Source organism: Paenarthrobacter sp. NPDC089675, from assembly GCF_044749185.1.
Classification (GTDB): domain Bacteria; phylum Actinomycetota; class Actinomycetes; order Actinomycetales; family Micrococcaceae; genus Arthrobacter.
Map to the genome: position 1 here is coordinate 243,071 of NZ_JBIVHM010000002.1, position 22,767 is coordinate 265,837.

At 64.3% G+C, this 22,767-nt stretch carries 19 protein-coding genes and 1 riboswitch; of the genes, 6 read left to right on the plus strand and 13 right to left on the minus strand.

Annotated elements, in window-relative coordinates; all coding sequences use genetic code 11:
* Positions 1 to 11 precede the first annotated feature (11 nt).
* Genes nrfD through fdh form a run of 3 tightly spaced genes read right to left on the minus strand, consistent with a single transcriptional unit; the run spans position 12 to position 5,431 of the window.
* Positions 12 to 1,103: an NrfD/PsrC family molybdoenzyme membrane anchor subunit gene (gene nrfD, locus ACIPY2_RS05245; RefSeq protein ID WP_400265317.1), complete on the minus strand. Its 1,092-nt coding sequence runs from the start codon at positions 1,101 to 1,103 to the stop codon at positions 12 to 14.
* Entirely contained in the window at positions 1,100 to 2,110 is a 1,011-nt protein-coding gene (locus ACIPY2_RS05250; RefSeq protein WP_400265318.1) for a 4Fe-4S dicluster domain-containing protein, read from the minus strand. Before ACIPY2_RS05250 ends, nrfD begins: the two co-directional genes overlap by 4 nt.
* Positions 2,111 to 5,431, minus strand: a complete 3,321-nt coding sequence (gene fdh, locus ACIPY2_RS05255) for a formate dehydrogenase (RefSeq protein ID WP_400265319.1) — start codon at positions 5,429 to 5,431, stop codon at positions 2,111 to 2,113. It lies immediately after the preceding gene.
* Between the two features lie 108 nt (positions 5,432 to 5,539).
* Here fdh and ACIPY2_RS05260 point away from each other — a divergent pair, with 108 nt between their 5' ends.
* Both ACIPY2_RS05260 and ACIPY2_RS05265 read left to right on the plus strand, forming a co-directional pair.
* Positions 5,540 to 5,962: a rhodanese-like domain-containing protein gene (locus ACIPY2_RS05260; protein WP_400265320.1), complete on the plus strand. Its 423-nt coding sequence runs from the start codon at positions 5,540 to 5,542 to the stop codon at positions 5,960 to 5,962.
* Between the two features lie 176 nt (positions 5,963 to 6,138).
* The gene (locus ACIPY2_RS05265; protein WP_400265321.1) at positions 6,139 to 6,768 is read left to right on the plus strand and encodes a DUF1345 domain-containing protein; all 630 of its coding nucleotides are present in this window, start codon (positions 6,139 to 6,141) and stop codon (positions 6,766 to 6,768) included.
* Positions 6,769 to 6,820: 52 nt separating this feature from the next.
* Here the strand turns inward: ACIPY2_RS05265 and ACIPY2_RS05270 are convergent, their stop codons facing one another.
* Positions 6,821 to 7,246, minus strand: a complete 426-nt coding sequence (locus tag ACIPY2_RS05270; protein ID WP_400265322.1) for an Lrp/AsnC family transcriptional regulator — start codon at positions 7,244 to 7,246, stop codon at positions 6,821 to 6,823.
* Positions 7,247 to 7,315: 69 nt separating this feature from the next.
* On the opposite strand from ACIPY2_RS05270, the gene ACIPY2_RS05275 reads away from it, so the two are divergent.
* Positions 7,316 to 7,966 carry a LysE family transporter gene (locus ACIPY2_RS05275; protein WP_400265323.1) on the plus strand — a complete coding sequence of 217 codons (651 nt, stop codon included), beginning with the start codon at positions 7,316 to 7,318 and terminating at the stop codon, positions 7,964 to 7,966.
* A gap of 25 nt (positions 7,967 to 7,991) precedes the next feature.
* Here the strand turns inward: ACIPY2_RS05275 and ACIPY2_RS05280 are convergent, their stop codons facing one another.
* Positions 7,992 to 8,138 carry a lmo0937 family membrane protein gene (locus ACIPY2_RS05280; RefSeq protein WP_347110905.1) on the minus strand — a complete coding sequence of 49 codons (147 nt, stop codon included), beginning with the start codon at positions 8,136 to 8,138 and terminating at the stop codon, positions 7,992 to 7,994.
* A 266-nt stretch (positions 8,139 to 8,404) separates the two neighbouring features.
* On the opposite strand from ACIPY2_RS05280, the gene ACIPY2_RS05285 reads away from it, so the two are divergent.
* Positions 8,405 to 8,581 carry a CsbD family protein gene (locus ACIPY2_RS05285; RefSeq protein WP_400265324.1) on the plus strand — a complete coding sequence of 59 codons (177 nt, stop codon included), beginning with the start codon at positions 8,405 to 8,407 and terminating at the stop codon, positions 8,579 to 8,581.
* A gap of 74 nt (positions 8,582 to 8,655) precedes the next feature.
* On the opposite strand, the gene ACIPY2_RS05290 is transcribed toward ACIPY2_RS05285, so the two are convergent.
* The 7 genes from ACIPY2_RS05290 to ACIPY2_RS05320 form a co-directional block, all read right to left on the minus strand.
* Complete coding sequence (locus ACIPY2_RS05290; RefSeq protein ID WP_400265325.1) at positions 8,656 to 11,235, minus strand: bifunctional lysylphosphatidylglycerol flippase/synthetase MprF; 2,580 nt, start codon at positions 11,233 to 11,235, stop codon at positions 8,656 to 8,658.
* Between the two features lie 153 nt (positions 11,236 to 11,388).
* On the minus strand, positions 11,389 to 13,044 hold the full coding sequence (locus ACIPY2_RS05295) for a dipeptide ABC transporter ATP-binding protein (protein WP_400265326.1): 1,656 nt from the start codon (positions 13,042 to 13,044) through the stop codon (positions 11,389 to 11,391).
* Entirely contained in the window at positions 13,041 to 14,030 is a 990-nt protein-coding gene (locus ACIPY2_RS05300; protein ID WP_400265327.1) for an ABC transporter permease, read from the minus strand. Before ACIPY2_RS05300 ends, ACIPY2_RS05295 begins: the two co-directional genes overlap by 4 nt.
* Positions 14,031 to 14,040: 10 nt before the next feature.
* On the minus strand, positions 14,041 to 14,988 hold the full coding sequence (locus tag ACIPY2_RS05305; RefSeq protein WP_400265328.1) for an ABC transporter permease: 948 nt from the start codon (positions 14,986 to 14,988) through the stop codon (positions 14,041 to 14,043).
* A gap of 7 nt (positions 14,989 to 14,995) precedes the next feature.
* Positions 14,996 to 16,633 (minus strand): ABC transporter substrate-binding protein, encoded by a 1,638-nt coding sequence (locus tag ACIPY2_RS05310; protein WP_400265329.1) that lies wholly within the window; start codon positions 16,631 to 16,633, stop codon positions 14,996 to 14,998.
* Complete coding sequence (locus ACIPY2_RS05315) at positions 16,630 to 18,045, minus strand: NtaA/DmoA family FMN-dependent monooxygenase (protein ID WP_400265330.1); 1,416 nt, start codon at positions 18,043 to 18,045, stop codon at positions 16,630 to 16,632. Before ACIPY2_RS05315 ends, ACIPY2_RS05310 begins: the two co-directional genes overlap by 4 nt.
* 35 nt (positions 18,046 to 18,080) lie before the next feature.
* Entirely contained in the window at positions 18,081 to 19,172 is a 1,092-nt protein-coding gene (locus tag ACIPY2_RS05320) for an LLM class flavin-dependent oxidoreductase (protein ID WP_400265331.1), read from the minus strand.
* A 36-nt stretch (positions 19,173 to 19,208) separates the two neighbouring features.
* Positions 19,209 to 19,318, minus strand: a riboswitch (SAM riboswitch).
* A gap of 223 nt (positions 19,319 to 19,541) precedes the next feature.
* Here ACIPY2_RS05320 and ACIPY2_RS05325 point away from each other — a divergent pair.
* The gene (locus ACIPY2_RS05325; RefSeq protein ID WP_400265332.1) at positions 19,542 to 20,684 is read left to right on the plus strand and encodes an LLM class flavin-dependent oxidoreductase; all 1,143 of its coding nucleotides are present in this window, start codon (positions 19,542 to 19,544) and stop codon (positions 20,682 to 20,684) included.
* Positions 20,685 to 20,719: 35 nt separating this feature from the next.
* A complete protein-coding gene (locus ACIPY2_RS05330) occupies positions 20,720 to 21,106 on the plus strand; it encodes a rhodanese-like domain-containing protein (RefSeq protein WP_400265333.1) in 387 nt (128 codons plus the stop codon).
* Here ACIPY2_RS05330 and ACIPY2_RS05335 read toward each other — a convergent pair.
* On the minus strand, positions 21,103 to 22,647 hold the full coding sequence (locus ACIPY2_RS05335) for an MFS transporter (protein ID WP_400265334.1): 1,545 nt from the start codon (positions 22,645 to 22,647) through the stop codon (positions 21,103 to 21,105). The two genes, ACIPY2_RS05330 and ACIPY2_RS05335, sit on opposite strands and share 4 nt — an antisense overlap.
* Positions 22,648 to 22,767: the final 120 nt, after the last annotated feature.

The following is a 22,767-nucleotide window of genomic DNA, read 5'->3' on the forward strand; positions in this document are numbered from 1 at the left end:
GGACGGCTATTTCAGCTGCCCGTAGTAATCGCGTCGTTGGTGACGCCGGCAGCACGGCGGGCTGCCAGCCGCTTCTTCTGCGGTTCGATCGTGTAGCGCGGATCCCGGGCCGAGGCGAGGCCAGCCTCGAATACCCCGAAGCGTGTGAGGGCCGAGGCGGCCAGCAACGCCAGTCCGGAAGCTGCAGCTACAGCCCGGTTGCGACCGGCCAGCAATGTGCCAAGGCCACCGCCAACCGCCAGCCTCTCGCTCCATTTGAGCATGGTCCCGGCTTTGCCCTGGTGCAGGGGCTCCGCCGCTACCGGGTCCATGCGGCGTTCCATCACCTTCATGGCTGCCACTTCCCCCAGGACGCCCAGCACCGCAAGCTTCCTGGCGGGACCTGCCTCCTGTAGGGGCGTAGTGACCATGGCAAGTCCGGCTGAGGCAAGGCAGGCCGAACTCACAAAGACGAACGGCAATTCCTCGTGCGCGGCGTTCCAGGTGGGTGTGGCGGTGTCGCCCAGCAGGACGGCCGTGTACGCAGCAAGCGGACCTGCGAACACTGCCGCCTCAAACCCGGCCGGTCCCTCGACTGTCCGAAGCACCTTCCGCAACGGGCCCAAGGGCAGCCGGGAACCGGTCATCCGGTCAATCTCCGCTACCGCCGTGACGGCCGTGCCAGCGCTGAACGCACTGAGGATCCATGAACCAACGCTCATCGGCGAAGTAACTTTGAAGGTCCGCAGCATGTTCAGGAAACGCTCGGGCCTGCCCAGGTCCTTCACCAACGCCACTGCGCCCACGCTCACTGCTGCCAAGGAACCCAACCGCGCATTCCGGCGCAGGGTCGGGCGTCCCGTCAGTTGCCCGCCGAGACCCAGCAGTGCCGAACCCCCTGCGACGCCGCCGAGGAACAAGTAAACTGCCACGTCTTCGCCCCAGGGCGCAGGCTTGACCACGGGACGGCCGTAGTAGGAGGTGAACTCCGCCTCGGGAACCATAGGCATTTCCCGGGAGCCGTCGCCGTTGTCCCGACGACGGCGCGTGCCCGCTTTGACGTCCTGACGCCGCCGACGGGCAGGCTCTGCCGGACGGACGTTGTCGAACTCCGAGAGCGTCACGCGCGTCCCCCCAGGAAAGCCAGCGCTGCGGCCGCGGCCATTCCCGCTACCGCCATTCCGGCCCTCCGGTACATCTTCGGAAGGTCGGCTGTCGGCACCCGGGGGTCCGGCGGTAGTCCATAGACTTCGGGTTCGTCCAGCAGCAGGAACACCGATCCTGTTCCGCCGACACCGTCGTTTTCGTTCGCACCGTACAGCCTGGCTTCCGTCAGGCCCTTGGCGTGCAGCTCGGCCACTCGAACCTTTGCTGTCTCCACCATGTCGTCATGGTCGCCGAACTTGATGGACGTCGTCGGGCATGCCTTGGCGCACGCGGGCGTCTCGTCGTCGACCAGCCGGTCGTAACAGAGAGTGCACTTCTGGGCGATGCCGATATTCGGTGTCACGGGATGTTCGTCGTGCCGGTCATTCCTGCTGGTGGCCACTTTGACCGTGCCGTCGCTTCGACGCTCGATGACTCCGAACGGGCACCCCGCCACGCAGGTTCCGCAGCCGTTGCAGACGTCGTCCTGTACCACCACGGTTCCGAACTCAGTGCGGAAGAGAGCTCCGGTGGGGCATACATCGAGGCATCCGGCGTGCGTGCAGTGCTTGCACACATCGGAAGACATCAGCCAGCGGAAATCGGCTGTGTCCGGCGGGGTGGTGTCTGCCATGGCGAGGTCGCTGTCTTCAGGCGCCACCGGCGTCGGAGGCCCGATGCGCGGCATGCCGAGGTTGACCAAAGCCCGGCCCGATTTCCGCGCTTCGACGATGCGTTCCTGGCCCTGCTCGATAAAAGCGACATGGCGCCAGGTGCTTGCGCCGAGTGATCCGGTGTTGTCGTAAGAGGAACCGAGCAGTTCGAGGTTTCCGTCTTGCGGATTGTGATTCCACTCCTTGCAGGCGACTTCGCAGGCCTTGCAGCCGATGCAAATCGACGTGTCAGTGAAGAATCCCTTGCGCGGATGGTTGTGCTCCCAGTGGGCATCGAGGGTGGGGTCGGTCGGTCCGGAGAATTGGCCCATCTATTCCTCCAATGTCGTGCCGGTAGCAGGGTCAACGCCTTCGGCGGCCGGGTCAGTAACGGCGGCGTTGCCGGTTTCGATCGTCACTCCCGCCCGTTCCCGGTACTCGGCGACCAGGGCAAGGAGTTCTCCGCCGCGCGGCCGGCGGCCCGGACGGATGTCGCAGGAAGCGACCTTCGATTCCTGGATCTGGACGTTGGGATCCAGGGTTACACCCAGGAGGTCGTTGGCCGCGTCACCGGCGACGACGGCGTTGTTGCCGACGCCCCAGTGGTACGGCAGCCCGATCTGGTGCACGGTGTGGCCGCCGACTTTCAATGGCGCCATCCGGTCAGTGACCAGCACCTTCGCTTCAATGGCGGAGCGTGGCGAAATGATCGTGGCCCAGCCGTAAGGGTCCAATCCCCTTTCAGCTGCCAATTCAGGTGATACCTCGCAGAACATTTCCGGTTGCAGTTCGGACAAGTAAGGAAGCCACCGGCTCATCCCGCCCGCCGTGTGGTGCTCGGTAAGCCGGTACGTCGTGAACACATAAGGGTAGACGTCCGCACCACTGGTCCCGGCGCTCGGCGCAGTCGGGTTGTCCGCGCGGGGGAACACCAGCCGGGCGGGGTTTTGCTGCTGCGGGTAGAGCGCATTGGCCACCGGTGATTCCTGGGCCTCGTAGTGGGTGGGCAGGGGGCCGTCCAACAAGCCCTTGGGTGCGAACAGCCAGCCCTTGCCGTCGGCCTGCATGATGAAGGGATCGTCCCCGCTCAATGCTGCAGCACCACCGACGGAAGGATCAGGATGGCTGCCCGGCGCCCGGTCCACCGGGAAGTCGGGCACGTCCTCGCCAATCCACTTGCCCTGGTCCTGATCCCACCAGATGTATTTCTTCCGCTCGCTCCAGGGTTTACCGGCAGGGTCCGCCGAAGCACGGTTGTACAGGATCCTGCGGTTCGCTGGCCACGCCCATCCCCATTCCGGCGCGGCCGGACCCTGTTCCTGGCCCGGTTTGCGGTTGGCGGCATGATTGACACCGTCAGCGTACACGCCGGTGTAGATCCAGCAGCCTGCCGTCGTCGAACCGTCGGCACGAAGTTCGGTGTAGGCCGAGACGGGTTTTCCGGCGTCGGGCCCTTCGAGGTGACGCCCGTTGATCTCCGCCAGTACTGCCTCCGCGTCCGGGTCCCCGTGTTCGTCCGTGGGGTAGTCCCAAGTGAGGTCGAGCAGCGGGCGGTCCCGTTCGTCGTCGGATCCGGCAAGCTTTTCCCGGATCCGTTGGCCGAGCTCGAAGAAGAACTGAAGCTCACTTTGGCACTCCCCCGGCGGCGCCACAGCCTGGTGCCGCCACTGCAGCAGCCGCTGTGTCTGCGTGAAGGACCCGGCCTTCTCCACATGCGTCGCCGCCGGGAGGAAGAACACCTCTGTTTCGATGTCCTCGGTCCGCAGCTCCCCGGATTCGATCTCGGGGCTGTCTTTCCACCAAGTGGCCGATTCAATGAGGTTCAGGTCTCGAACCACCATCCACTTCAGATGGGCCATGGCAAGACGTTGCATCCGGCCGTGCGCAGAGCCGACTGCGGGATTCTGTCCGAGCACGAAGTAGCCTTCCACTTCGTCCTCGAGCATGCCCATGACGGTCTCGTAGGTTCCGTGTGCTCCGGTCAGCCGGGGCAGGTAGTCGTAGGCCCAGTCGTTCTCCGCGTTCGCGGCCTTGCCCCACCATGCTTTGAGCAGGCTGATGGTGTACGCGTCGGCGTTGGCCCAGTAGCCCTTCTGCTGTTTCGACCCGATGGTTGCCAGATATTCATCGAGGGTGTCGTGGCGGCCTGCAGTGGGCATTGGCAGATAACCGGGAAGCAGGTTGAAGAGGGTTGGAATGTCCGTGGAGCCCTGGATGCTGGCGTGACCCCGCAGCGCCATGATTCCGCCGCCCGGCCGTCCCATGTTTCCCAGCAGCAGTTGCAGGATGGCGGCGCCACGGATGAACTGGGCTCCCAGGGAATGCTGTGTCCAACCCACGGCATAGGCGAAGCAAGTGGTCCGGTCGCGTCCCGAGTTTTCCGTGATGGCACGGGCCAAGTATTCGAAATCCGCGACGCTGATGCCGCACATGTCCTGCACCATTTCCGCCGTGTACCGGGCATAGTGCCGCTTCACGATCTGGAATACCGTCCGCGGGTCCTGCAGGGTGTCGTCGCGCTCAACCTCCGCGTGCTCCAGGGGCGGGCCGCCACTGCCGTAGGCGTGGCCGGCGGCCCGGGCGGTAGCGTCGGCGCCGTGCTCGGAACCGGGACCCGGCTCGTCAATGGTTCCCTCGCCCCGTTCGGAATAGGACCACGACGACGTGTCGTACGCGCCCCTCTCGGGATCGAAGCCTGAGAACAACCCGCCGAGATCCTCGGCATCGCGGTAATCGTCGTGCACCAACGTGGCGGCATTGGTGTAGGCGGTGACGTACTCCTTGAACCAAAGGTCGTTGGAGAAGACGTAGTTGATCAACGCGCCCAAGAGCACAACATCCGAGCCGGCCCGGATGGGAATGTGCTTGTCCGAGACCGCTGAAGTCCGCGTAAACCTTGGATCAACGTGGATGACCTTGGCCCCGCGTGCTTTCGCTTCCGCTACCCACTGATAGCCAACCGGATGGCACTCGGCCATGTTGGATCCTTGGATGACGATGCAATCGGCGTTGGCCATGTCCTGCAGCGATTGCGTAGCACCGCCGCGTCCAAACGAGGCTCCCAAACTGGGAACCGTGGCGGAGTGTCATATGCGGGCCTGGTTCTCGACCTGCACCGCCCCTGCGGCCGTGAACAGCTTTTTAATGAGGTAGTTTTCTTCGTTATCCAAGGTGGCGCCACCAAGCGAAGCTATGCCCATGGTCCGGCGCAGGAGCCGGCCTTGGTCGTCTTGTTGCTGCCACGTCCGGCGGCGTGTCTCGATGAACCTGTCCGCGATCATCTCGACGGCGGTCCGCAGGTCCAGGCGTTCCCACTCGGTGGATCGCGGGGCCCGGTAGAGCACTTCGGTCTGCCGCCCGGGAGAGTTGACCAGTTGTTCACTGGCTGAGCCTTTGGGACACAGACGGCCGCGGGAGATGGGTGAATCCGGGTCGCCCTCGATCTGGATGACCTTCTCGTCTTTGACGTAGACGCGTTGTCCGCACCCAACGGCGCAGTAGGGGCACACGCTCTGCACCACGCGGTCAGCGGTGGCAGTTCGGGGCGTTATTGCCTTGGTCTTGGCCGACGTCACGGCCGGCCCACGACCCAGGAGGTCGCCCGTACTCAGTTGACGGACGACCGGCCATTGAAGAAAACTCCTCGGCGCCATTTGTGGAGCATAACCCAACCCCGGCGGCGGCAACAGGTGAACCGCCGGGCCGCATTCTTTCGTTTAATGGTGGAAAGACCGACGAGCCGGGAGCAAAGCGAGGAAATCGTGACGAAGAGGAATTCTGCCGATGGCGGCCCCGCAGCCGGTCCCCTGACGATTGACCAATTGCTGGAAGAGAGCCGCCTCGGGCTGGAGCGGGTTCAAGCCGCGGACCTTGAACAGGAAATCGAAAAGGGCGCCCTTGTTGTCGACACGCGGCCGGTGGATCAGCGGATCCGCGACGGTGCCCTTCCCGGAGCGGTGGTCATTGACCGGAACGTCCTGGAATGGCGGCTCGATCCCTCCAGCCCCTACCGGATCCCTGGTGCCGGCGAGGCAGACCGGCGAATCGTGATCGTCTGCAATGAGGGCTACAGTTCCAGCCTGGCCGCGCACACCCTGCAACGGCTGGGGCTGTCCCGTGCGACCGACCTCGTCGGTGGCTTCCAAGCCTGGTCGGCACTGCGCAAGAAGTCTGATCAGGCGTGACGGAGAAAAATCCGCGAACATACGCGTAGAATCGGAGTCAGTGACACTAAGGCTACTTATGAACTTGGATCAATCCATGGTTTCCGGGATGTTCCGTGTTGTTGAGATTCGCTCCGACCTGGGAGACGGGCCACCGGCCCGCTTCACGGCCAAAAGGCTGAAGGGCAAGTTCTTCAATGTCGCATATAGATCGCAAGGCTCTGTTATCGGCCCTCGTCGGCCTCGTTATAGCGTTCGTTCCGGTGCTGTTCGGCGCTCCCGAACTCGCGCCCCTCATTGGCTGGTGCGTGGCCGGCTGCTTCTTCCTGACCTGGGCATGGATGAAGGCATGGCCCGCCGGTCCGGAGGCCACGGGTGAACTCGCGCGCCAGGAAGACCGGTCCCGACGACTCGTTGACACCCTCATCACGGCCGCGACATTCGCCAGCCTTGTGGCGGTGGTCTTTGCCTTGATCCGCAGCCAGGAGAAGGACCCCATTGGCGTTGCCGCTGCGATTTTGGCAGCCCTCGGCGTGGTCCTCGCATGGGCGCTCGTGAATACTGTCTACGCGTTCAAATACGCTCGGATGTACTACCACGACGAACGCCATCATTTCAGCTTCAACCAGGACGAGGAGCCGTCCTACAGCGACTTCGCCTACGCAGCGTTCTCTACCGGCATGTCCTATAACGCGAGCAACGTGAACGAGTCATCCACGGCCTCCCGCAGGATCGCCCTTGGGCACGCCTTGCTGTCCTATTTCTTCGCGACCTTCGTGGTGGCAGTGGCCATCAACCTCGTCGTCAGCCTCGGTCAGTCCGGGTGAGTAGTCTAGGCCTTCAACACCACCTTCGCCGCAAACGCGGCCATGTCGGCCATCAGCTCGAACGCAGGGCTATGCGGGTCTGCGTTTGGGCCGCACCGCATTCTCTCTTGAGCCGGCGCAGCAATGAGTCCAGTGCCGCCGTGTCGGGGGTATAGGCACGCAGAAGGTAATCGTATGGCCCGGTCATATGGATGGCATCGACTATCTGCTTGATGGGTGCGATGCGGGCCAGGAAGGCGTCGTAATCGGTCTCGGAATCGAGGCGGACGTCAATGAATATCTCCAAGCCGCCCCTGGGTCCGGGGGCATCTTTGCCGGTGATAACCGTGTAGCCGAGAATAATTTCGTTGTTTTCCAGGCGCCTCACCCGGGCGGCAGCGGCGTTGGTGCTCAGGCCTACGAGTCGACCTAGCTCACTGAAAGAACGCCGCGCATTTTCCTGCAGAAGACTGAGAATCTTCTCGTCGATAGGGTCCACGCCTCAACAGTATCTGTGCGCCGGATAGTTGGGCAGAGCGGGAGCTCCGGAAAATGCACACTGAACCGCATGGTGAACGAACTTTGGACTTCAGCCTTTTCGGGTGCGCTGGCGGGGCTAGGCGTCGCGATGCCCTTGGGGGCCATCGCGGCGCTGCTGTTGCGCGAGGGAATCGTCAACGGATTCCGGGTTTCAGTTGCAGCTGCGGCCGGGGTAGCAACCGCGGACCTGTTCTACTGTGCAGGCGCGACAGCCGCCGGCGCCCTCCTGGTACGGAGCATCGAGGAACACCGGGGAATGTTCTTGGTTACTTCCGGAATGCTGATGATCTTGGTCGGAGTCATGCAGCTTCGGCCAAGCCTCAAGAAGCGGTCACGTCCGGACGCCGACGTCGAAAAGACAACACCAGGGGCCGCCTTTCTGCGCTTCGTGGGCCTGACAGCTGTAAACCCCATGACTCTGGTGTACTTCGTCGCCCTCGGAGGCGCCGTCGTCGGCCCCGGCGACTCGTGGGCGCCTCCGGCCGCCTTCACCTTGGCAGCCGGCCTGTCCTCATTCGCTTGGCAACTCCTCCTGGCCTTTCTCGGCTCGTTCTTCGGAAAAGCCGTAGGCCCCCGAACAGGCCGGTCCGCTGGAATCGTCGCGTCGCTACTGGTCCTCACCCTGGGTGCTGTCGTTACGATCAACGGAGCCGGCGCGCTTACCAATTCCGCCGACTGAACGACCCTACGGGGATGGCTGCGTCCTAGACGCGGGACCTGCCACGGACAAAGTGAATGATCAGGACGATCAGCGCAATCACCAGAAGGATGTGAATCAGGCCGCCTCCGATATTGGCCAGCAGGCCGAGCAGCCAGAGAACGGCGATAATGATGGCTATCCAGAGCAACATGTCAAACTCCCTCGGTTCATTTGCGGGCCAAGCTTTTTCATGACCTGCCCACAGTGTGATGGTTCGCGTTAAGCCGTACGTACCCTACGAAATGTCGGGATAACACTGTCTCTGCCAGTTTCTGGCCCCGCTGGCCTGGATGCACGTCTCACGCCGGCGGGATCTTGCGCCTCGTTCGGGTCCTCAGCTTGCCAAAAAATTACTAAGCATGCTTACAATGATCTTGGCCGATGCGAACGGCTACCTGAACCAGAGGAGGAAACACGATGGGATTGGGCGACAAGATTGAAAACGCTGCCGAAAAGGCCGGCGGCAAGGGGAAAGAAGCGGCGGGCGCCGCTAGCGGAGACGAGAGCCTGCGCGCAGAGGGCAAGGCTGATCAGGCCAAAGGCGATGTGAAGCAGGCAGGCGAGAAGGTCAAGGACGCCTTCAAGAAGGACTGACACGCTAGTCACGGAAGGGCCGCACCCAGCGAACGGGGTGCGGCCCTTTTGTTTGTCCTTTCGCCTGCTCGTATTCATCGCTGCGAAATTCCGCGGCGCCCAATCCGGGAAAGTACGGATCGCAGAAGCGTTCGAGTGAGGGATAGCCCTTGTTCGAACCCCACCTCCGGCAAGTAAGCCCGGGTGACGGCCCTGCCGATGGCCGGTAACGCTGCCGGATCGGGGTAGACCATGTAGAGGGGTACGTACCGGGGCTGGAATTTCGACTTGAACCCAAGCAGGGAGCGAAATCCATAGACGGGTTCGAGTGTTGCTCCGAGGCCCTCGAGGAGCCGGTCCATGGCGTTCGAGGTCGGGGCCGGTTCCTTGCTTCTGTCATCCTGCCGCGGTGGCGCAAGCGGGGCTCCCGAGAGACTGATGAATTCATAGCTTTCGTCCCTGAGCGTGATCGCCGCGGAGGCTATCAGGAACTCGGCACTGCCCCGCAGGGCGGTGCCGCGTCGCCGGATAAGATCCAGGGTCCACCCAATAATGGCGCCGTTCCTGTAGACAGGGAGCCAGGAAGTCACGGCGTGCACTTTCTTGTCCCTGTCGATGGCCACCAGGCAGCGGACTTCGGGGTCGTCGAGTTCATCCAGGCTTCCGAGGGTGAAGCCCATTTCCGGGATACTTTTGTCCTCCACCCATTCTTCGGAGATTTCCTGGATTTGCGCTTGGACAGTCCGCGGTGCCCCGGCGTAGGTTGTCCACTCAGCCCGGACGCCCGCCTTGGCAGCGTTGTTCATCGATGTTCGGATGTCTTGGAATTTCTTCCCCTTGAACGTTACGTGCTCCAGGTCAAGGATCGTTTCCTGGGCAACTTGAACACCCGCCCATCCCCTCGCGGTCGCATGGATCTGCAGCTGCCCGGGCACGGAATAGAAGCACGGGCTCCAGCCGTTGGCTGTGCAATGGGCGGTGAACTCGTCAAAGGTCTTTTCCACGTCTCCCCTGGGGCCGACCGGCGGCCCCAAGGTGAGGGCGATGCCGCCAATCACCCGGTAGGCGACAAAACTCCGGCCGCCGGGACTGAACCAATATCTGTTGCCTGGCCAGGTGGTCATCCAGGACAAGGTGCCGCCGTCCTGCATCTTGATGATGGCCCGGGCCCGGTCTTCGTCCAGGCTGTGCACGTTGTGGGCGGGGCGGAGGAAAGTCCTGAGCAGGGCAGCTCCTGTCACGGCCCAAAAGACGATTCCAACACCTTCGTATAGAACCACTGCCCGCGGACTCAGGGGCACGAATGCGGGGGCCAGGTCGAACATGTAGCCAAGTGGCAGGAAGCGGTCAGGGATGTCGGCCAAAATCCCGCCCGGACCTGGCGCTGGACTGAAATCCTGTGCCATGGCCATGGCTGCGCCGGCATACGTAACGGCCAGGACCGCTGCCAGTCCCGCTATGAAAAATGCCAGACGCCGATAGGTACCTCGCGGGGCCCTGACTGTGAACAATTTCCGTCGGCTCAGCAGAAGCACGGCCAGCAGCAGGGGCAGGAGTAAGGGCAGCACCAGCGCGAGCGGATGTCCGTGAGCGGCTGAGTCCCCGGCAGAAATACCCTCTGAAGCGGCAGTGTCCACAGCGGCCGGTTGCAGGACAGCAATGATGGTGGCAACGGCGATGGCTGACAACGCGGCTTGGATGAGCAATGTTCCAGCCCAGGCAGCGCGACGACCGCGACGCAACCCGTCGGCAAACAGGAGCAACAGGAACGAAGGCAGTACTGCCATGAAGGTGCCACCGGCTCCGGCCCGCAGCTGCAAAGCGGCAGCGGCGCAATCCCGGGCCAGCGCGGGGTATGCGCAGAGCTTTTGCAAGGTCTCCGGGTCCACCGGCTGGATGTTGGTCAAAAGGTAGCGGAGGACTGACAACGGACCCACTGCGTGGGGCGCGAGGCCTGCGACGACGGGTCCAATGGCCGTCGCCGCGACCAGGAGGGCGATGAGCACGCGGCGTTCGTGGCGGGAACTCACTGGATGCGGCGTCCTGGGCCTGCGGCCTGAGAGAAGCGGTCCCATCAGGGCGCCCACGGTTGCGGACAGGAGTCGGACCAAGTCAGCGAAACCACCGTTGTACAGCGCCAGCAGCAACAGCAGGGCGAAAACCCCAACCCGGATCCGGCGACGCCACAGCGTTGTCATGGACGCAGTGGAAGCCATCAGGGCCGCAAACACCAAAGCGGTGGGACCCGCAAAAACGTTCCCGCTTATTTGGCCGACCCAATCCCCCATCACGCTGGCCGACACGGCAACGAAGCCCATCGCCGCGGCAACTCCCGCTACCTGTCCTGTTACCGCGGCAACGGCGAATTGGCGGCTGCCGATGCGACGCTCCACCAGGACACCAATGCTCAACAACAGCAGGATGCCGATCAGGGAGCTCGTCGGGTTGCGGGCCCAGAATGCTGAAGTCAGCAGTACCCACCAATGCTCTGGGAATGAACGCGCCGTCGCGGCCATGGGTATCCGTGCGCCGTCTCCGGAAGCTGCAATCACCGTTCCCAAAATCCCGACCAGCAGAATGCAGGTGATGCTCACCGGTGACGCGGCGACGCCTGCCAGAACTCGGCGCACATGCGGGCGTTTTTGCGTGACCTTCTCCGCGCTATCCCGGCGCATCCTCGTAGGCTTCCTCTCCGGGAAAGGGCCTCTTGGCCCTGCTGCTTGCCCCAGGACGTTCCGTCCAAGCTGGGAAGGCAAGCTATGGCGCCTTCTAGGTTATTCCATCAGCGCGGCCCGGAGGGCTGCCGCACTGATGGAAGTAAGCGAGGATTACCGCAAGGTCGCTTGGCGGCCGGGGATGGCTGAGATCAGGGCCTTCGTGTACTCCTCCACAGGGCTCACCAGGACGTCCGAGGCGTCGCCTATCTCCACAAGCTTGCCGGACTGCATTACGGCTACGCGGTCGGAGATCTGCTGGACCACGGCGAGGTCGTGCGAAATGAAGAGGTAGCTCAACGATTCCTGTGCCTGCAGCTCCACCAACAAGGCAAGGATCTGGGCCTGTACAGAAACGTCCAGCGCCGACACTGCCTCGTCCAGCACCACGAGTTCCGGTTTCAAGGCCAAGGCCCGGGCAATGGCTACGCGCTGCCGCTGGCCGCCGGAGAGCTCAGCCGGACGCCGGGAACCATAGTCCGCGGGCAGATGCGCCTCGTCCAACAAGGAGCGCACCCGGGCACGCCGTTCAGCCGGAGACCCCTCGGCGAAGGCCCGGAGGGGCTCGGCAATGATGTCCTCCGCGGAAAAGCGGGGATCAACCGAAGCATAGGGGCTCTGGAACACCACTTGGAAGCGGCGCCTCAGTTGGCGCAGCCGCTCTCCGCGCACCGAGGCGAGGTCGACGCCGTCGAACACTACGGAACCGGACGTTGGCTTCTCAAGCCGCAACAGCAGTCGGGCCACGGTGCTCTTTCCCGAGCCGGACTCCCCCACCAACGCCAATGTTTCGCCACGCCGGACGTCCAGGGAAACGTCATCGACGGCGGTCAACGAACGCGCGCCACCGGCTGTTCGGGGCAGCGAAAAGACCTTCCGCAGAGCTTTGGCCTGCACCAAAACCGGACCATCCGCCGTCGGGCTTCCGCTCGACACAGAACCGGAATGGGAGCCGGAGGCAACCACCGAACGCAGCCGCCGCGGGCTCAACCCGGGCGCCGCTTCAATGAGTTGCTTGGTATACGGGTGCTGCGGATTACCCAAGACCTCGGAGGCCGACCCTTCCTCCACAATGGCACCCTGTTTCATGACGATGATCCGGTCCGCCCGGTCCGCGGCGACGCCGAGGTCGTGCGTGATCAGGAGGACGGCGGTACCCCGTTCGGCAGTCAGGGCAGCAATGTTGTCCAGGATTTGCCGCTGAACGGTGACGTCCAGGGCGCTGGTGGGTTCGTCGGCAATGACCAGTTTGGGTTGGGCAGCCAGGGCCGTCGCGATCAGTACACGCTGCCGCATGCCGCCGGAAAACTGGTGGGGATACTGCTTCGCGCGCGTGGCTGCATCACGTATGCCACTCTCCCCCAACAGCTCAACCGCCCGACGTCGAGCCTCTTTCCGAGGCTGGAGGCGGTGAATGGTCAGGGCCTCCGCTACCTGCTCGCCCACCTTCTGCAGGGGGTCGAGCGATGCGGTGGGGTCCTGCGGAATCAGCCCGATCTCCTTGCCCCGGACACCCTGCCACTCCTTGCGGGTCAGCGTGGTGAGGTCGGCGCCGTCAAAGGAAATACTGCCCGCCGCGAACTGCGCGTTCCCGGGCAGCAGGTTGATGATCGAGTGCGCGGTGGTGGTCTTGCCCGAGCCGGACTCCCCGACGATCGCCACCACCTCGCCCGCATTGACCTCAAACGACACACCGGACACGGCGGTTTTCGCTTCGCCGTTGACCAGGTAATCCACTTGGAGCCCTTCGACCCGTAGCAGTGCTGTCATTTCCGGTTCCTTTCAGCGTCCTGGAACGCATGCGAAATGCGGTTGGTGGAAAGCACGACGCCGGCAATCACCACGCCGGGCAAGGTCACCAGCCACCAGGCCGCCACCAGGTAGTCGCGGCCTCCGGCCACGAGCGAGCCCCATTCAGCCGCGGGCGGCGGAGCGCCGAAGCCGAGGAAGCTGAGGGACGATATGGACAGTACAGCCATGCCGAATTCCAAAGCGGACAGCGCCAGGACCGGCCCGGCCGCATTGGGGAGAATGTGCCGGAGCAGGATGCTGTGCCAGCGCACCCCCGCCGAACGGGCAGCTTCGACGTACACGGCGGTACTGACGCGGAGGGCCTCCGAGCGCATGATCCGGGCAAAGTTGGCCACACTCGCCACGCCCACGGCGACCGCGATGTTGATGGTTCCAAAGCCCAGCACCGTAATCAGGGCCAGCGAAAGCAGCAGGCTAGGAATGGCCAGGAGGACGTCCATGACGCGCATGATGGCGTCGTCCACCCAGCCGCGGAGCGACCCGGCCAGCAAGCCCAAGGCCGAGCCGGCAACAAGCCCCACGGCTACGGCCACGGCGGTTGCAGCGAGGGATGTCGCCGAGCCATGCACCACGCGGGAGAACAGGTCCCGGCCCAGGCTGTCAGTCCCGAACCAGTGCTCGGTGGACGGCGGTTTGAGCCGTGACGAGGGAACACCAGCGTCCGGTGGCCACCACGTGAAGGCCGTCGGGATCAAGGCCCACAGGATCACGGTGGCCAGGACCAGCACGGACAGCACCAGCCCCGGCCGGGCGGCGGCCTTGCGGGCCAAGGCCTTCCAAGCCAGGGCCCTCCAAGCCACAGCCTTTCGACCTCTTGGGAACAGGCCCGACGCCGGACTGCCGCCTTCCGCGCTGTCCTCCGGGAGGGCGACCGGTTGCGGAAGCACACCGACGGATCGGGAATCCGGGACAGTGTCCACCCTGCTATCAAGTTGCTGCGACATGCTGGCCCTCCTAGGCCTTGACTCCGCGCGCGGTGTTGATGCGCGGATCCACGAGTGGGTAGATCAAGTCGACGATCAGGCTGGTGATCACAAAAATCGCTGCGGCCAGAACCACCAATGTCTGCACCACGGGAATATCCCGGCTGTTCACTGCCGTGACAGTCAGCCTGCCGATCCCTGCGCGGGAGAACACGGTTTCGCTCACCACGGCTCCGGCCAGCAGGTTCCCCACCAGGATGCCCAACATGGTCAGGGTCGGAATGGCGGCGTTCCGCAATGCATGGCCAAAGTTGATCAGGGCCTCACTGGCTCCCTTGGCCCGGATCTGTTCGATGTACGGTTCACCGAGAGTCTGGTGCAGGCTGCGTGTAAGCAGCTGGGCGATCACGGCCGAGGTGGGTATGGCGAGAGTCAACGCCGGCAACACGAGGCTTTCGCCGCCGTCGTTCCCTATCGCAGGGAACAAGCGGAAGCGGAAGGAGAAAAACTGAAGCAGCAGCAGGCCGATCCAGAACGTTGGCACCGCGATTCCCAGCGGCGGCAACGAGGAGAACACCGTGCGGATCCAGCGGTTGCGGCTGAATGCCGCAACCACTGCCAAGCCGCTGCCCAGGACCACGGCCAGGGCGAATCCCGCGATGGCCAGTTTGATGGTTTCCGGCAGGACCTCGGCCACGGTGGCCGTGGCGGGCACTCCGTTTTTGATGGAGACACCGAAGTCCAGCTGCAGGGCCTTCACCAGCGCTATGAAGTATTGCTCGTGGATGGGCCTGTCCAGCCCGTACTCGCTGCGCAGCTTGGCCACGAGCGCGGGGTCAACGGCGTTTTGTTCGTCGCCGCTGGCCATGATGCTCACGGCGTCGCCGGGCAGCAAGTACAGGATCAGGAAGGACACGGTGTAGGCGGCCCAGAGAACGAACGCTCCCTGCAGCAACCGTCGGCCGATGTAGCGGATCATGGGATGCCTACTTGCTCAGCCAGGCGTCGTAGAAGTCCAGGCGGCTGGAAGCTTCGAACTTGAGATCATGCACCTTATCGCTGGCCGAAATCGTGGTGGACAGTTCGTACAGCGGGATGGAGTGCGCGTCCTTGATCAGGGCTTCCTGGGCCTGGTCCACCAGCTTCTGGCGCGCATCCTTGTCCAAGGCCGCGGCCTGCTCGCCCAGGGTGTCATCGACGGGAAGTTTCTCGCGGAGGTTGCTGCCGCCGCGTGCCGTGTTCGAGGCAAAGACAGTGCGCAGCACGTCCGGATCGCTTCGGGTCAGGTTGCCGTAGGAGAAGTCATAAGTCTTGTCCGCCTGGGCCGCCGTGACATCGGCAATCGTTGTGAACTTCAGCTGCAGGTCCACGCCGATGGCTTTGAGCTGCTGCTGGACGAGCTCCAGGACTTCCTTGGGCGACTGCCAGTACGTGACCTTGAAGGACAGCTTCTCGCCGTTCTTTTCCCGGATGCCGTCGGCACCCGGCTTCCATCCGGCGTCGTCAAGAAGCTTCTTGGCACCGTCCGGATCGTGCGCCAGCAGCGAGCCGTAGTCCTTGAAGTACGGCGTGGTGTGGGACAGGATGCCCTTGGCCGGCTGGTCCGCCTCGGTCAGGAGGGTCTTGGTGATCTCCTCCCGGTTGATGGCTTTGGAGATGGCCTGGCGTACTGCGGTTTCCTTCAGCTTGGGGTTGGACTCGTTGGAATACAGGTTGTAGACGACGCCCGGGTTGGCGCGGGTTTCGTTCCAGAATCCGTTGCCGTTGAACAGCTGGATGTCCGCCGCGGAGATGGCCGCCGTGGCATCGATCTGGCCGGACTGCAGGCTGCCCGTCCGGTTCCCCGCCTCGGGGATGATCTTGAACGTGACCGAGTCCAGGTAGGCCTCACCCTTGTTGCTGTTGGTGGCGGACGGCCAGTTGTAGCCTGCGCGCCGTTCCAGGACGGCTTCCTTGTCCACGGTGTAGCTCTTGACGTTGAAGGGACCCGAACCCGCGAACTTTCCGGCGCAACGGTCTGCTTCGGAGAGCTTGGCCGACGCCGGGGACAACAGGCCCAGCGTGAATGTGGATGTTGCCTGGAGGAACTGCGCGTTCGGCTTGGAGAAGTCCACCACCACGGTTTGCGGGTCTTTCACGGTGATGGCGCTGACGTCGCTGAGGTAGGTGGAGCCGAGGGTTGCCTTGGCGCCGAGTGCCTTGATGGCTTCGAAGTTGGTTTTGACCGACGCCGCGTCGATGGCCGAGCCGTCCGCGTAGGTAGCACCGGTGCGCAGGGTGAACGTGAAGCTGGTGGCGTCAGCGTTGTTTTCGAACTTCTCGGCCAGCCACGGGACGATTTCGCCGGTCTTAGGGTCCTGCGAGGTCAGGGAGGCCACGGTCTGGCGGGCTATCGCGATCGCGTCGTTGTTGCCTACCTGCTGCGGGTCGATGCAGCCACGGTCCACGGAGACCGCGAAATTCAGGTTCCCGCCCGCCACCGGCGAGGCCGCGGCGCTTTGCTGCGCACCGGCGTCGGCCCCTCCACCGCACGCGGAGGCCAGGAGCGCAATGGCTCCCAGGACGCTGACGACGGCGGCGGGCTTCTTACCGCTGCGGGCTGCGGAAGGTTTGGGGAGTCTCATGCGACGTTTTCGCTTTCTGCGGGTTGGGTGCTGGTGAGTGATCCGCGACGGGTGAGGGGCCCGCGGAGCCCGAGGTTTTCGCGGAGGTTGCTGCCTTCGTATTCCGTGCGGTACACACCGCGGTCCTGGAGCCTGGGGACAAGCTCGTTCACGATGTCGTCCAGGCCGGAGGGAACAATCCACGGGGTGATGTTGAAGCCATCCACGGCTCCTGCGTGGGCGTATTCGGCGAGCTTGTCCGCGACGTCGTCATAGGAGCCCACCAGGCCGCGGCCGTTGAGGCGGGAGCGGGCAGCAACGAACTGCCGGATCGACAGGCCCTTCTCTTCGGCTTCCGCACGCCATTGGGCCGCGAGTTCCTTGGCGCTCTTGCCGTGGAAGGCGTTGCCGCGCGTGGGATTGGTGACATCCACCACGGGGTCGACGTCCGGGAGCGGCCCATCGGGATCGTAGTCGGTGAGGGTGCGGCCCCAGAACTGCTCAAGGTACGCGATCGCGGTTTCCGGACCGACCTGCTGCGAGCGGACCCACTGGTGCTTTTCCTCGGCTTCGGCAGCAGTGGCGCCAAGGATGAACTCCTGGCCGGGGAAGATCTTCACGTCATCGGCCGGGCGTCCCGCTTTGAGGGTCCTGGCAACGATGTCTTCGCGGAACTTCTTCGCGTCCTCCAACTCCGGGTGTGCCGAGAAGATGACGTCGGCGTTCCGGACCGCGAAGTCACGGCCGTCCGGGGAATCACCGGCCTGGAACAACACCGGGTGGTGCTGGCTGGAACGCGGAAGCCGGCCGGTGATCTCGACGTCGAAGCTCTGGTCCTTGCGCTGTACCGGGGTGATGCTGTCCTCGCGGAGCCAGCGTGGGTCATTCCGGGACCCGGCGATTGCGCCGTCAGCCCACGAATCCCAAATTGCCTTGGCCGCCTGGACAAACGCTTCGGCCCGGACATAGCGGTCCTCGTGCTTGAGGAACCCGCCGCGCCTGAAGTTGGCGCCGGTCCAGGCGTTGTCCGTGGTGACGATGTTCCACGCAGCCCGGCCGCCGGACAACAGGTCCAGGCTTGCAAGGCGATGGGCGAGGTCCGCGGGGTCGTTGTAGGTGGTGTTCTGGGTAGCCACCAGCCCGATATTGGTGGTGATGGCTGCGAGAGAGGCCAACGCAGTCTGCGCGTCCGGGCGGCCGGCGACGTCGAGGTCGTGGATCTTGCCCAGGTGTTCGCGGAGACGGAGGCCTTCGCCAAGGAAGAACGCGGTGAAAAGGCCACGCTCTGCCGTCTGGGCGACGCGGCGGAAGGATTCAAAGTCCGTCTGCGAGCCGCTGGCTTCGTCCTTCCAGACGGTGGTGTGGTTGACGCCCTGGAAGAAGACTCCGAACTGGATCTGCCCGTTGCCTGCGATGCGGTGTTGTTTGGTCATGGATATGCTCTCTTTGGCTCTGTCAGGGGGCGTTTTCAGGCCGCTGTGTAGCGGTTGGCCGGGCGGGGAAGCCCGAAGGTTTCGCGGAGCGTGGTCCCCGGCGTTGGCGGCGTCACCAGTCCGGTTTTGTGGAGTCCGGGCAGCACCTTGTACGCCAGCTCCGGAAGGTCGATATCCAGGACGGCGGGCTTGAGGCGAACGCCGTCGGTGGCTGCGAAGAGGGCGGTGAGGAGTTCCACCAGCCCCTGGGCATCTCCCACATAGCGGGCTCCGCCCACCCATCGCTCATGGGCATCCAGCTCCGCGAGCCGCTCGGCGGCGCTCTGCCCGCGGGCGTCCAGGACGACGTCGAGCTCAACCAACGTCCGCTGCGCACCTGATGCCGCTGCCGCCTGGGCTGCCTGCGCGAGCTCATCGGCAGTGTCCGCAGAGACCAAGGCGACGTCGGCTTCGACGGCGGGAATCAGTTCCGTGGGGGCGAACACCACCAACTGGCCCTGAAGTGGACGCGGGATGATGGACGGTCCCTTCACCGAGAAGCGTGCGCTTTCGAAGTCGGCGTAGTGCAGTTTGTCGCGGTCCAGGTAGCGGCCCGTGGCAACGTCACGGATGACGGCGTCGTCCTCCCACGAGTCCCAGAGCCTGCGGTTGGCCTGGACCACATCTGCTGCTTCGCTTGTCACTTCATGCGCGGGCAGGGTCGAGCGGCCCACGGAACGGGCTTCCTCCACCAGGTTGTCCGCGTTTACCAGCCAGCCGGCGCGTCCCTGGGAGGAATAATCCAGGCTGGCGAGCTGGGTGGCGACATGGAACGGCTCGGTGAAAAGCGTGCCTGCTTCGGGGACCAGCCCAAGCGAGCGGGTGATCGGCGCCGCGAAGGCTGCCCTCTGGATGGCGTCGATGCGGCTCGGGATTCCGGTGGTCCCTCTGTCCACCACCCGGCTGTCCTTGAAGGTTGCTACATGGAACCCCGCGATATCGGCTGCCTGGACGGTCTCACGGATCCGACGGCCCCCCAACAGTGCCTGCGGATCATGAAGGGCCTTTCGCCAGGCGGCCGGGTGGGCTCCATCGCCGTCGAGCTCCAAGGCAACAACACGCGAACGGAATTCAGGTTTGGAAGGCATGTTTCTCTCTTTCACGGGCCGCGGCGCGGCCGGATTGACATTCACTTGCCGCGAGCGCGGCCAGGTCTGTTTCCGGAGCACCCCGCCACTTAATGCCTGAGGGTTGCCGCAGCGCGAGCCGGTCCTTGGCGCGCTGACTCTTGACCTGGAACTGAATCTAGGAGCAGCTCCAAGGAATGTACAAACGGCCCTGACGCGGGGAGTCAACGCAGGAAACAGCGCGTCAAGCGGCTGCCAAGTTCGTCATTTTCCGCTGGATAGGCAGGCTCTTGTGACCTTCCATTGCGCCGGGTTGAGCTGCGTTGAGTCCAGTTGAGCCGGGTGACGAACGGGCTTTGGTGCGTCCCTTCCGCTCCGTAGTGTCGTCACATGCCGAAGCCTTCCGTGATTCCCCTGTCAGTCCTTGACCTCAGCCCGGTGTCAGCCAACCAGAGCTCCGGCGACGCGCTGCGCAGCACTGTTGCCTTGGCCGTCGCCGCCGAAGCCGCCGGCTACTCCCGTTACTGGCTGGCCGAACACCACCTCAACGAAGGCGTTGCAGGTTCCGCCCCGCATGTGCTGGCCGGACTCGTGGCATCGGCGACAAAGACGATCCGGGTAGGCACCGCGGCCACGCTGTTGGGCAACTACCGCCCGTTGCAGATCGCGGAGAGCATAGGAACGCTGGCTGCGGTGTTCCCGGACCGCCTGGATCTGGGTTTTGGCCGTTCCGGTCCGCCCAAGTCGCCGAGCGAACCGGCGCCGGGCCAACCCGCGCCATCAGGGGAAGCCCAGTCCGCGGAGCGCGTTGTGGACGGACTCGTCGTCCCCGCCGCCCGCCCGATCTTCGGCGCCGTCCTTCCCCGGAAGTTCCGCCTGCAGAGCGAACTCCTGGGCCGGTTCCCGGGCGACACGGACAATTTCGAGAACGACGTCCAGGACATCATCGGCTTCTTCACCGGCGAATACCGGACCAGGCACGGTGAGGAAGTCACGGCCACTCCCGCCCTGGGCCAGTCTCCGCAGTTCTGGATCCACGGCTCCACGGCCGGTCCCAGCGCCAGGCTTGCGGGCAAACTGGGCCTGCCGTTCGGAGCCAACTATCACGTGGCTCCCGCGACAGTGTTGGACTCGATCGCCGAATACCGTGCCCACTTCAAGCCCTCAGAAACGCTGCAGGAACCGCACGTCATCGTCTCAGCAGATGTCCTGGTTGCACCCGACGAATTCAGCGCCCGCCGTATTGGCCGTGGTTACGCCCAGTGGGTCCACGGCATCCGCAGCGGTCAAGGAGCTATCCCCTACCCCTCACCCGACGACGCAGCGGAATTCACCCTGGACGCCGACGCCGAAGAACTGATCAAGGACCGCCTGGACACCCGGTTCATCGGCGCTCCCGGGCAGGTCACCGAAAGCTTGCGTACCCTCCAACGTGCCACCGGTGCACAGGAACTGCTCATCACCACCATTGCCCACGACCCCGAAGACCGCGAGAACTCCTACCAGTTGCTCGCCGAGTCCTGGGGACTCTAAACCTGTCCACTCACCCAAACAACAAAGGAGCACCAATGACCACCGAAATCCAGGAAGACACCCAGCTCATCACCGCCGAGGAAGCTGCTGCCCTGATCCAGGAGGGCGTCCTGCTGATCGACGTCCGCAGCGAAGGTGGACGCGCCAGCACAGGTGCCGTCCCCGGTGCCGTGGTGGTGAACCGCGAACATGTCGAGGAGGACTTCGCTCCTGAATCCGCCCACCGCCTCGCCCAGGTCACGGGCACCGACCAGAAGATCGTGGTCTTCTGCGGTTCCGTGAACGGCTCGCGTCCTGTGGCGGAGAAGCTGAAAGTCCTCGGTTACCACAACGCCGTTCACGTCGACGGCGGCTTCCCCGCCCTCCGCGACGCCGGCGTTCCCACCACAGGACCTGCCGCACCTCCGGCTGAATCCGCCTAGGCGTCCACGGGTTCGGTGACGTCCGAGCGGTGGGTTCCTCCCGCCGTCGTACTTCCGGAAACCGGGCCCTGCACCAGCGGTTCCGTTGCCGTCGTCGTGCTTTCCGCTACGGAAGGTACGACGACGGCACTTCTGTTTTCGGGGCTGGCGGCGCGCACCTCGCGGAACCAATCGAGACCGCCAGCCACTACGGCGGCCCCCAGCAGGATGCAAAACAGGAGGATACCGTGGTGGAAGGATTCTTTCGCTGCTCCGCCCGTGACGGCGCCCTGTGCCTGCAGGAACATGCCCGCCGCGGCAGCTGAACAGAGCGCGGCGGCGAAGCGCTGGCTGAGTTGGTAGAAACCGGCTGCGACGCCGGCGGCCCCGGATGGTGCGTGCCCGAGTGTCAGGGCCTGGTTGGGTGCAACGACCAGGCCGGTCGCGATGCCCTGGACGAGACCGACGACGGCGACCGCCAGTGCCGCTGTGGCGGAGTCGAAGCGTTGGACGAACACGTCCTTGGCCACGAGGGTGGCCAGGCTTGCGAGGAGGGCGAAGACGATCCCGGCGCGTCCGTATCGGGCGAGGTAACGCCAACTGAAGGTTGAGGCCAGGAGCATTCCTGCGGCCTGCGGGGCGAGGATTGCTGCCGCGGCGAGGGGTGCCATGCCCGTGCCCGAAAGAAAGTAGAAGGACGTTACGGCGGCCATTCCTGCGCCGACGCCGAACTGGCACAGGGCGACAACCGTTCCCAGCGCGTATCCCTTGGAGGTGGCGAGTGCGCCGCTGAGCAATGGTGTCTTGCCCCGGCGGTGGTAGAGGACTTCCCAGCCCGCGAAGGCAAGGAGCGCAGCGGCCCCGATTCCGAGCGACGTCACCGCGACCATGCCCGCGCCGTAAATTGTGGGGATGAGGGAGGCCACCACTACACCGCCCAGGAGAAGGGCACCGAGGACGTCGATGGAGGTCTTGCCTCCCTTACTGCGGGTGGTCCTGGGCAGCAGCGCTAAGGCGAGCGGGACCAGGATCAGCACCAGCGGGACGTTGGCCAGGAACAGGATGCGCCAGCCGGTCGCCGGGTCGCCAAGGGACAACACCAACCCGCCGATCAGCGGGCCACACACCGCGGCCGAACCGCCCGCAGCGGCGTAGGCACCAAGGGCTTTGGCCCGGTCGTGGCCGGTGTAAATGTCCTGCAGCAAACCAAGGACCTGGGGATTCAGCGTGCCCGCGCCCAGCCCCTGGAGAAGCCTGGCCATGATCACCCACGACGGGTCCGTGGCCAGTCCGCCCAGCAAACTCGAAGCGCCGAAGACGGCGATACCTGCGATGAAGAGGGTGCGCCTGCCGACGATGTCACCGAGCCTGCCAGCAGGAACAAGCGCGACACCGAACGCCAGGGAGTAGCTCGCGAGGATCCACTGGACGGACCCGGAGTCTGCGTGGAGCGTGGCGGACATCGCCGGGACAGCGAGCACGAACACCGACTGATCCAACAGCGTGATGAATCCGGCGCCCAGGCAAAGCCATAGTGCGGAACGTTTGGCGTTTGTACCCATGTTTGTGACTCTAGGCCTGCCTGGTGCGGCGCCGGGCATCACGAGACACCCGGTTAAGGGGCATGAATCAGGGTTACTTTCATTGACCTGCTGTGACTCTTGTGTGTGGCCCTGCGACGC

Coding starts and splice junctions, on each gene's coding strand:
- ACIPY2_RS05250 (WP_400265318.1), bottom strand. CDS start 2,110: ATGGGCCAATTCTCCGGACCGACCGACCCCACCCTCGATGCCCACTGG.
- ACIPY2_RS05265 (WP_400265321.1), top strand. CDS start 6,139: ATGTCGCATATAGATCGCAAGGCTCTGTTATCGGCCCTCGTCGGCCTC.
- ACIPY2_RS05275 (WP_400265323.1), top strand. CDS start 7,316: ATGGTGAACGAACTTTGGACTTCAGCCTTTTCGGGTGCGCTGGCGGGG.
- ACIPY2_RS05280 (WP_347110905.1), bottom strand. CDS start 8,138: ATGTTGCTCTGGATAGCCATCATTATCGCCGTTCTCTGGCTGCTCGGC.
- ACIPY2_RS05285 (WP_400265324.1), top strand. CDS start 8,405: ATGGGATTGGGCGACAAGATTGAAAACGCTGCCGAAAAGGCCGGCGGC.
- ACIPY2_RS05290 (WP_400265325.1), bottom strand. CDS start 11,235: ATGCGCCGGGATAGCGCGGAGAAGGTCACGCAAAAACGCCCGCATGTG.
- ACIPY2_RS05295 (WP_400265326.1), bottom strand. CDS start 13,044: ATGACAGCACTGCTACGGGTCGAAGGGCTCCAAGTGGATTACCTGGTC.
- ACIPY2_RS05300 (WP_400265327.1), bottom strand. CDS start 14,030: ATGTCGCAGCAACTTGATAGCAGGGTGGACACTGTCCCGGATTCCCGA.
- ACIPY2_RS05305 (WP_400265328.1), bottom strand. CDS start 14,988: ATGATCCGCTACATCGGCCGACGGTTGCTGCAGGGAGCGTTCGTTCTC.
- ACIPY2_RS05310 (WP_400265329.1), bottom strand. CDS start 16,633: ATGAGACTCCCCAAACCTTCCGCAGCCCGCAGCGGTAAGAAGCCCGCC.
- ACIPY2_RS05315 (WP_400265330.1), bottom strand. CDS start 18,045: ATGACCAAACAACACCGCATCGCAGGCAACGGGCAGATCCAGTTCGGA.
- ACIPY2_RS05320 (WP_400265331.1), bottom strand. CDS start 19,172: ATGCCTTCCAAACCTGAATTCCGTTCGCGTGTTGTTGCCTTGGAGCTC.
- ACIPY2_RS05325 (WP_400265332.1), top strand. CDS start 19,542: ATGCCGAAGCCTTCCGTGATTCCCCTGTCAGTCCTTGACCTCAGCCCG.
- ACIPY2_RS05330 (WP_400265333.1), top strand. CDS start 20,720: ATGACCACCGAAATCCAGGAAGACACCCAGCTCATCACCGCCGAGGAA.
- ACIPY2_RS05335 (WP_400265334.1), bottom strand. CDS start 22,647: ATGGGTACAAACGCCAAACGTTCCGCACTATGGCTTTGCCTGGGCGCC.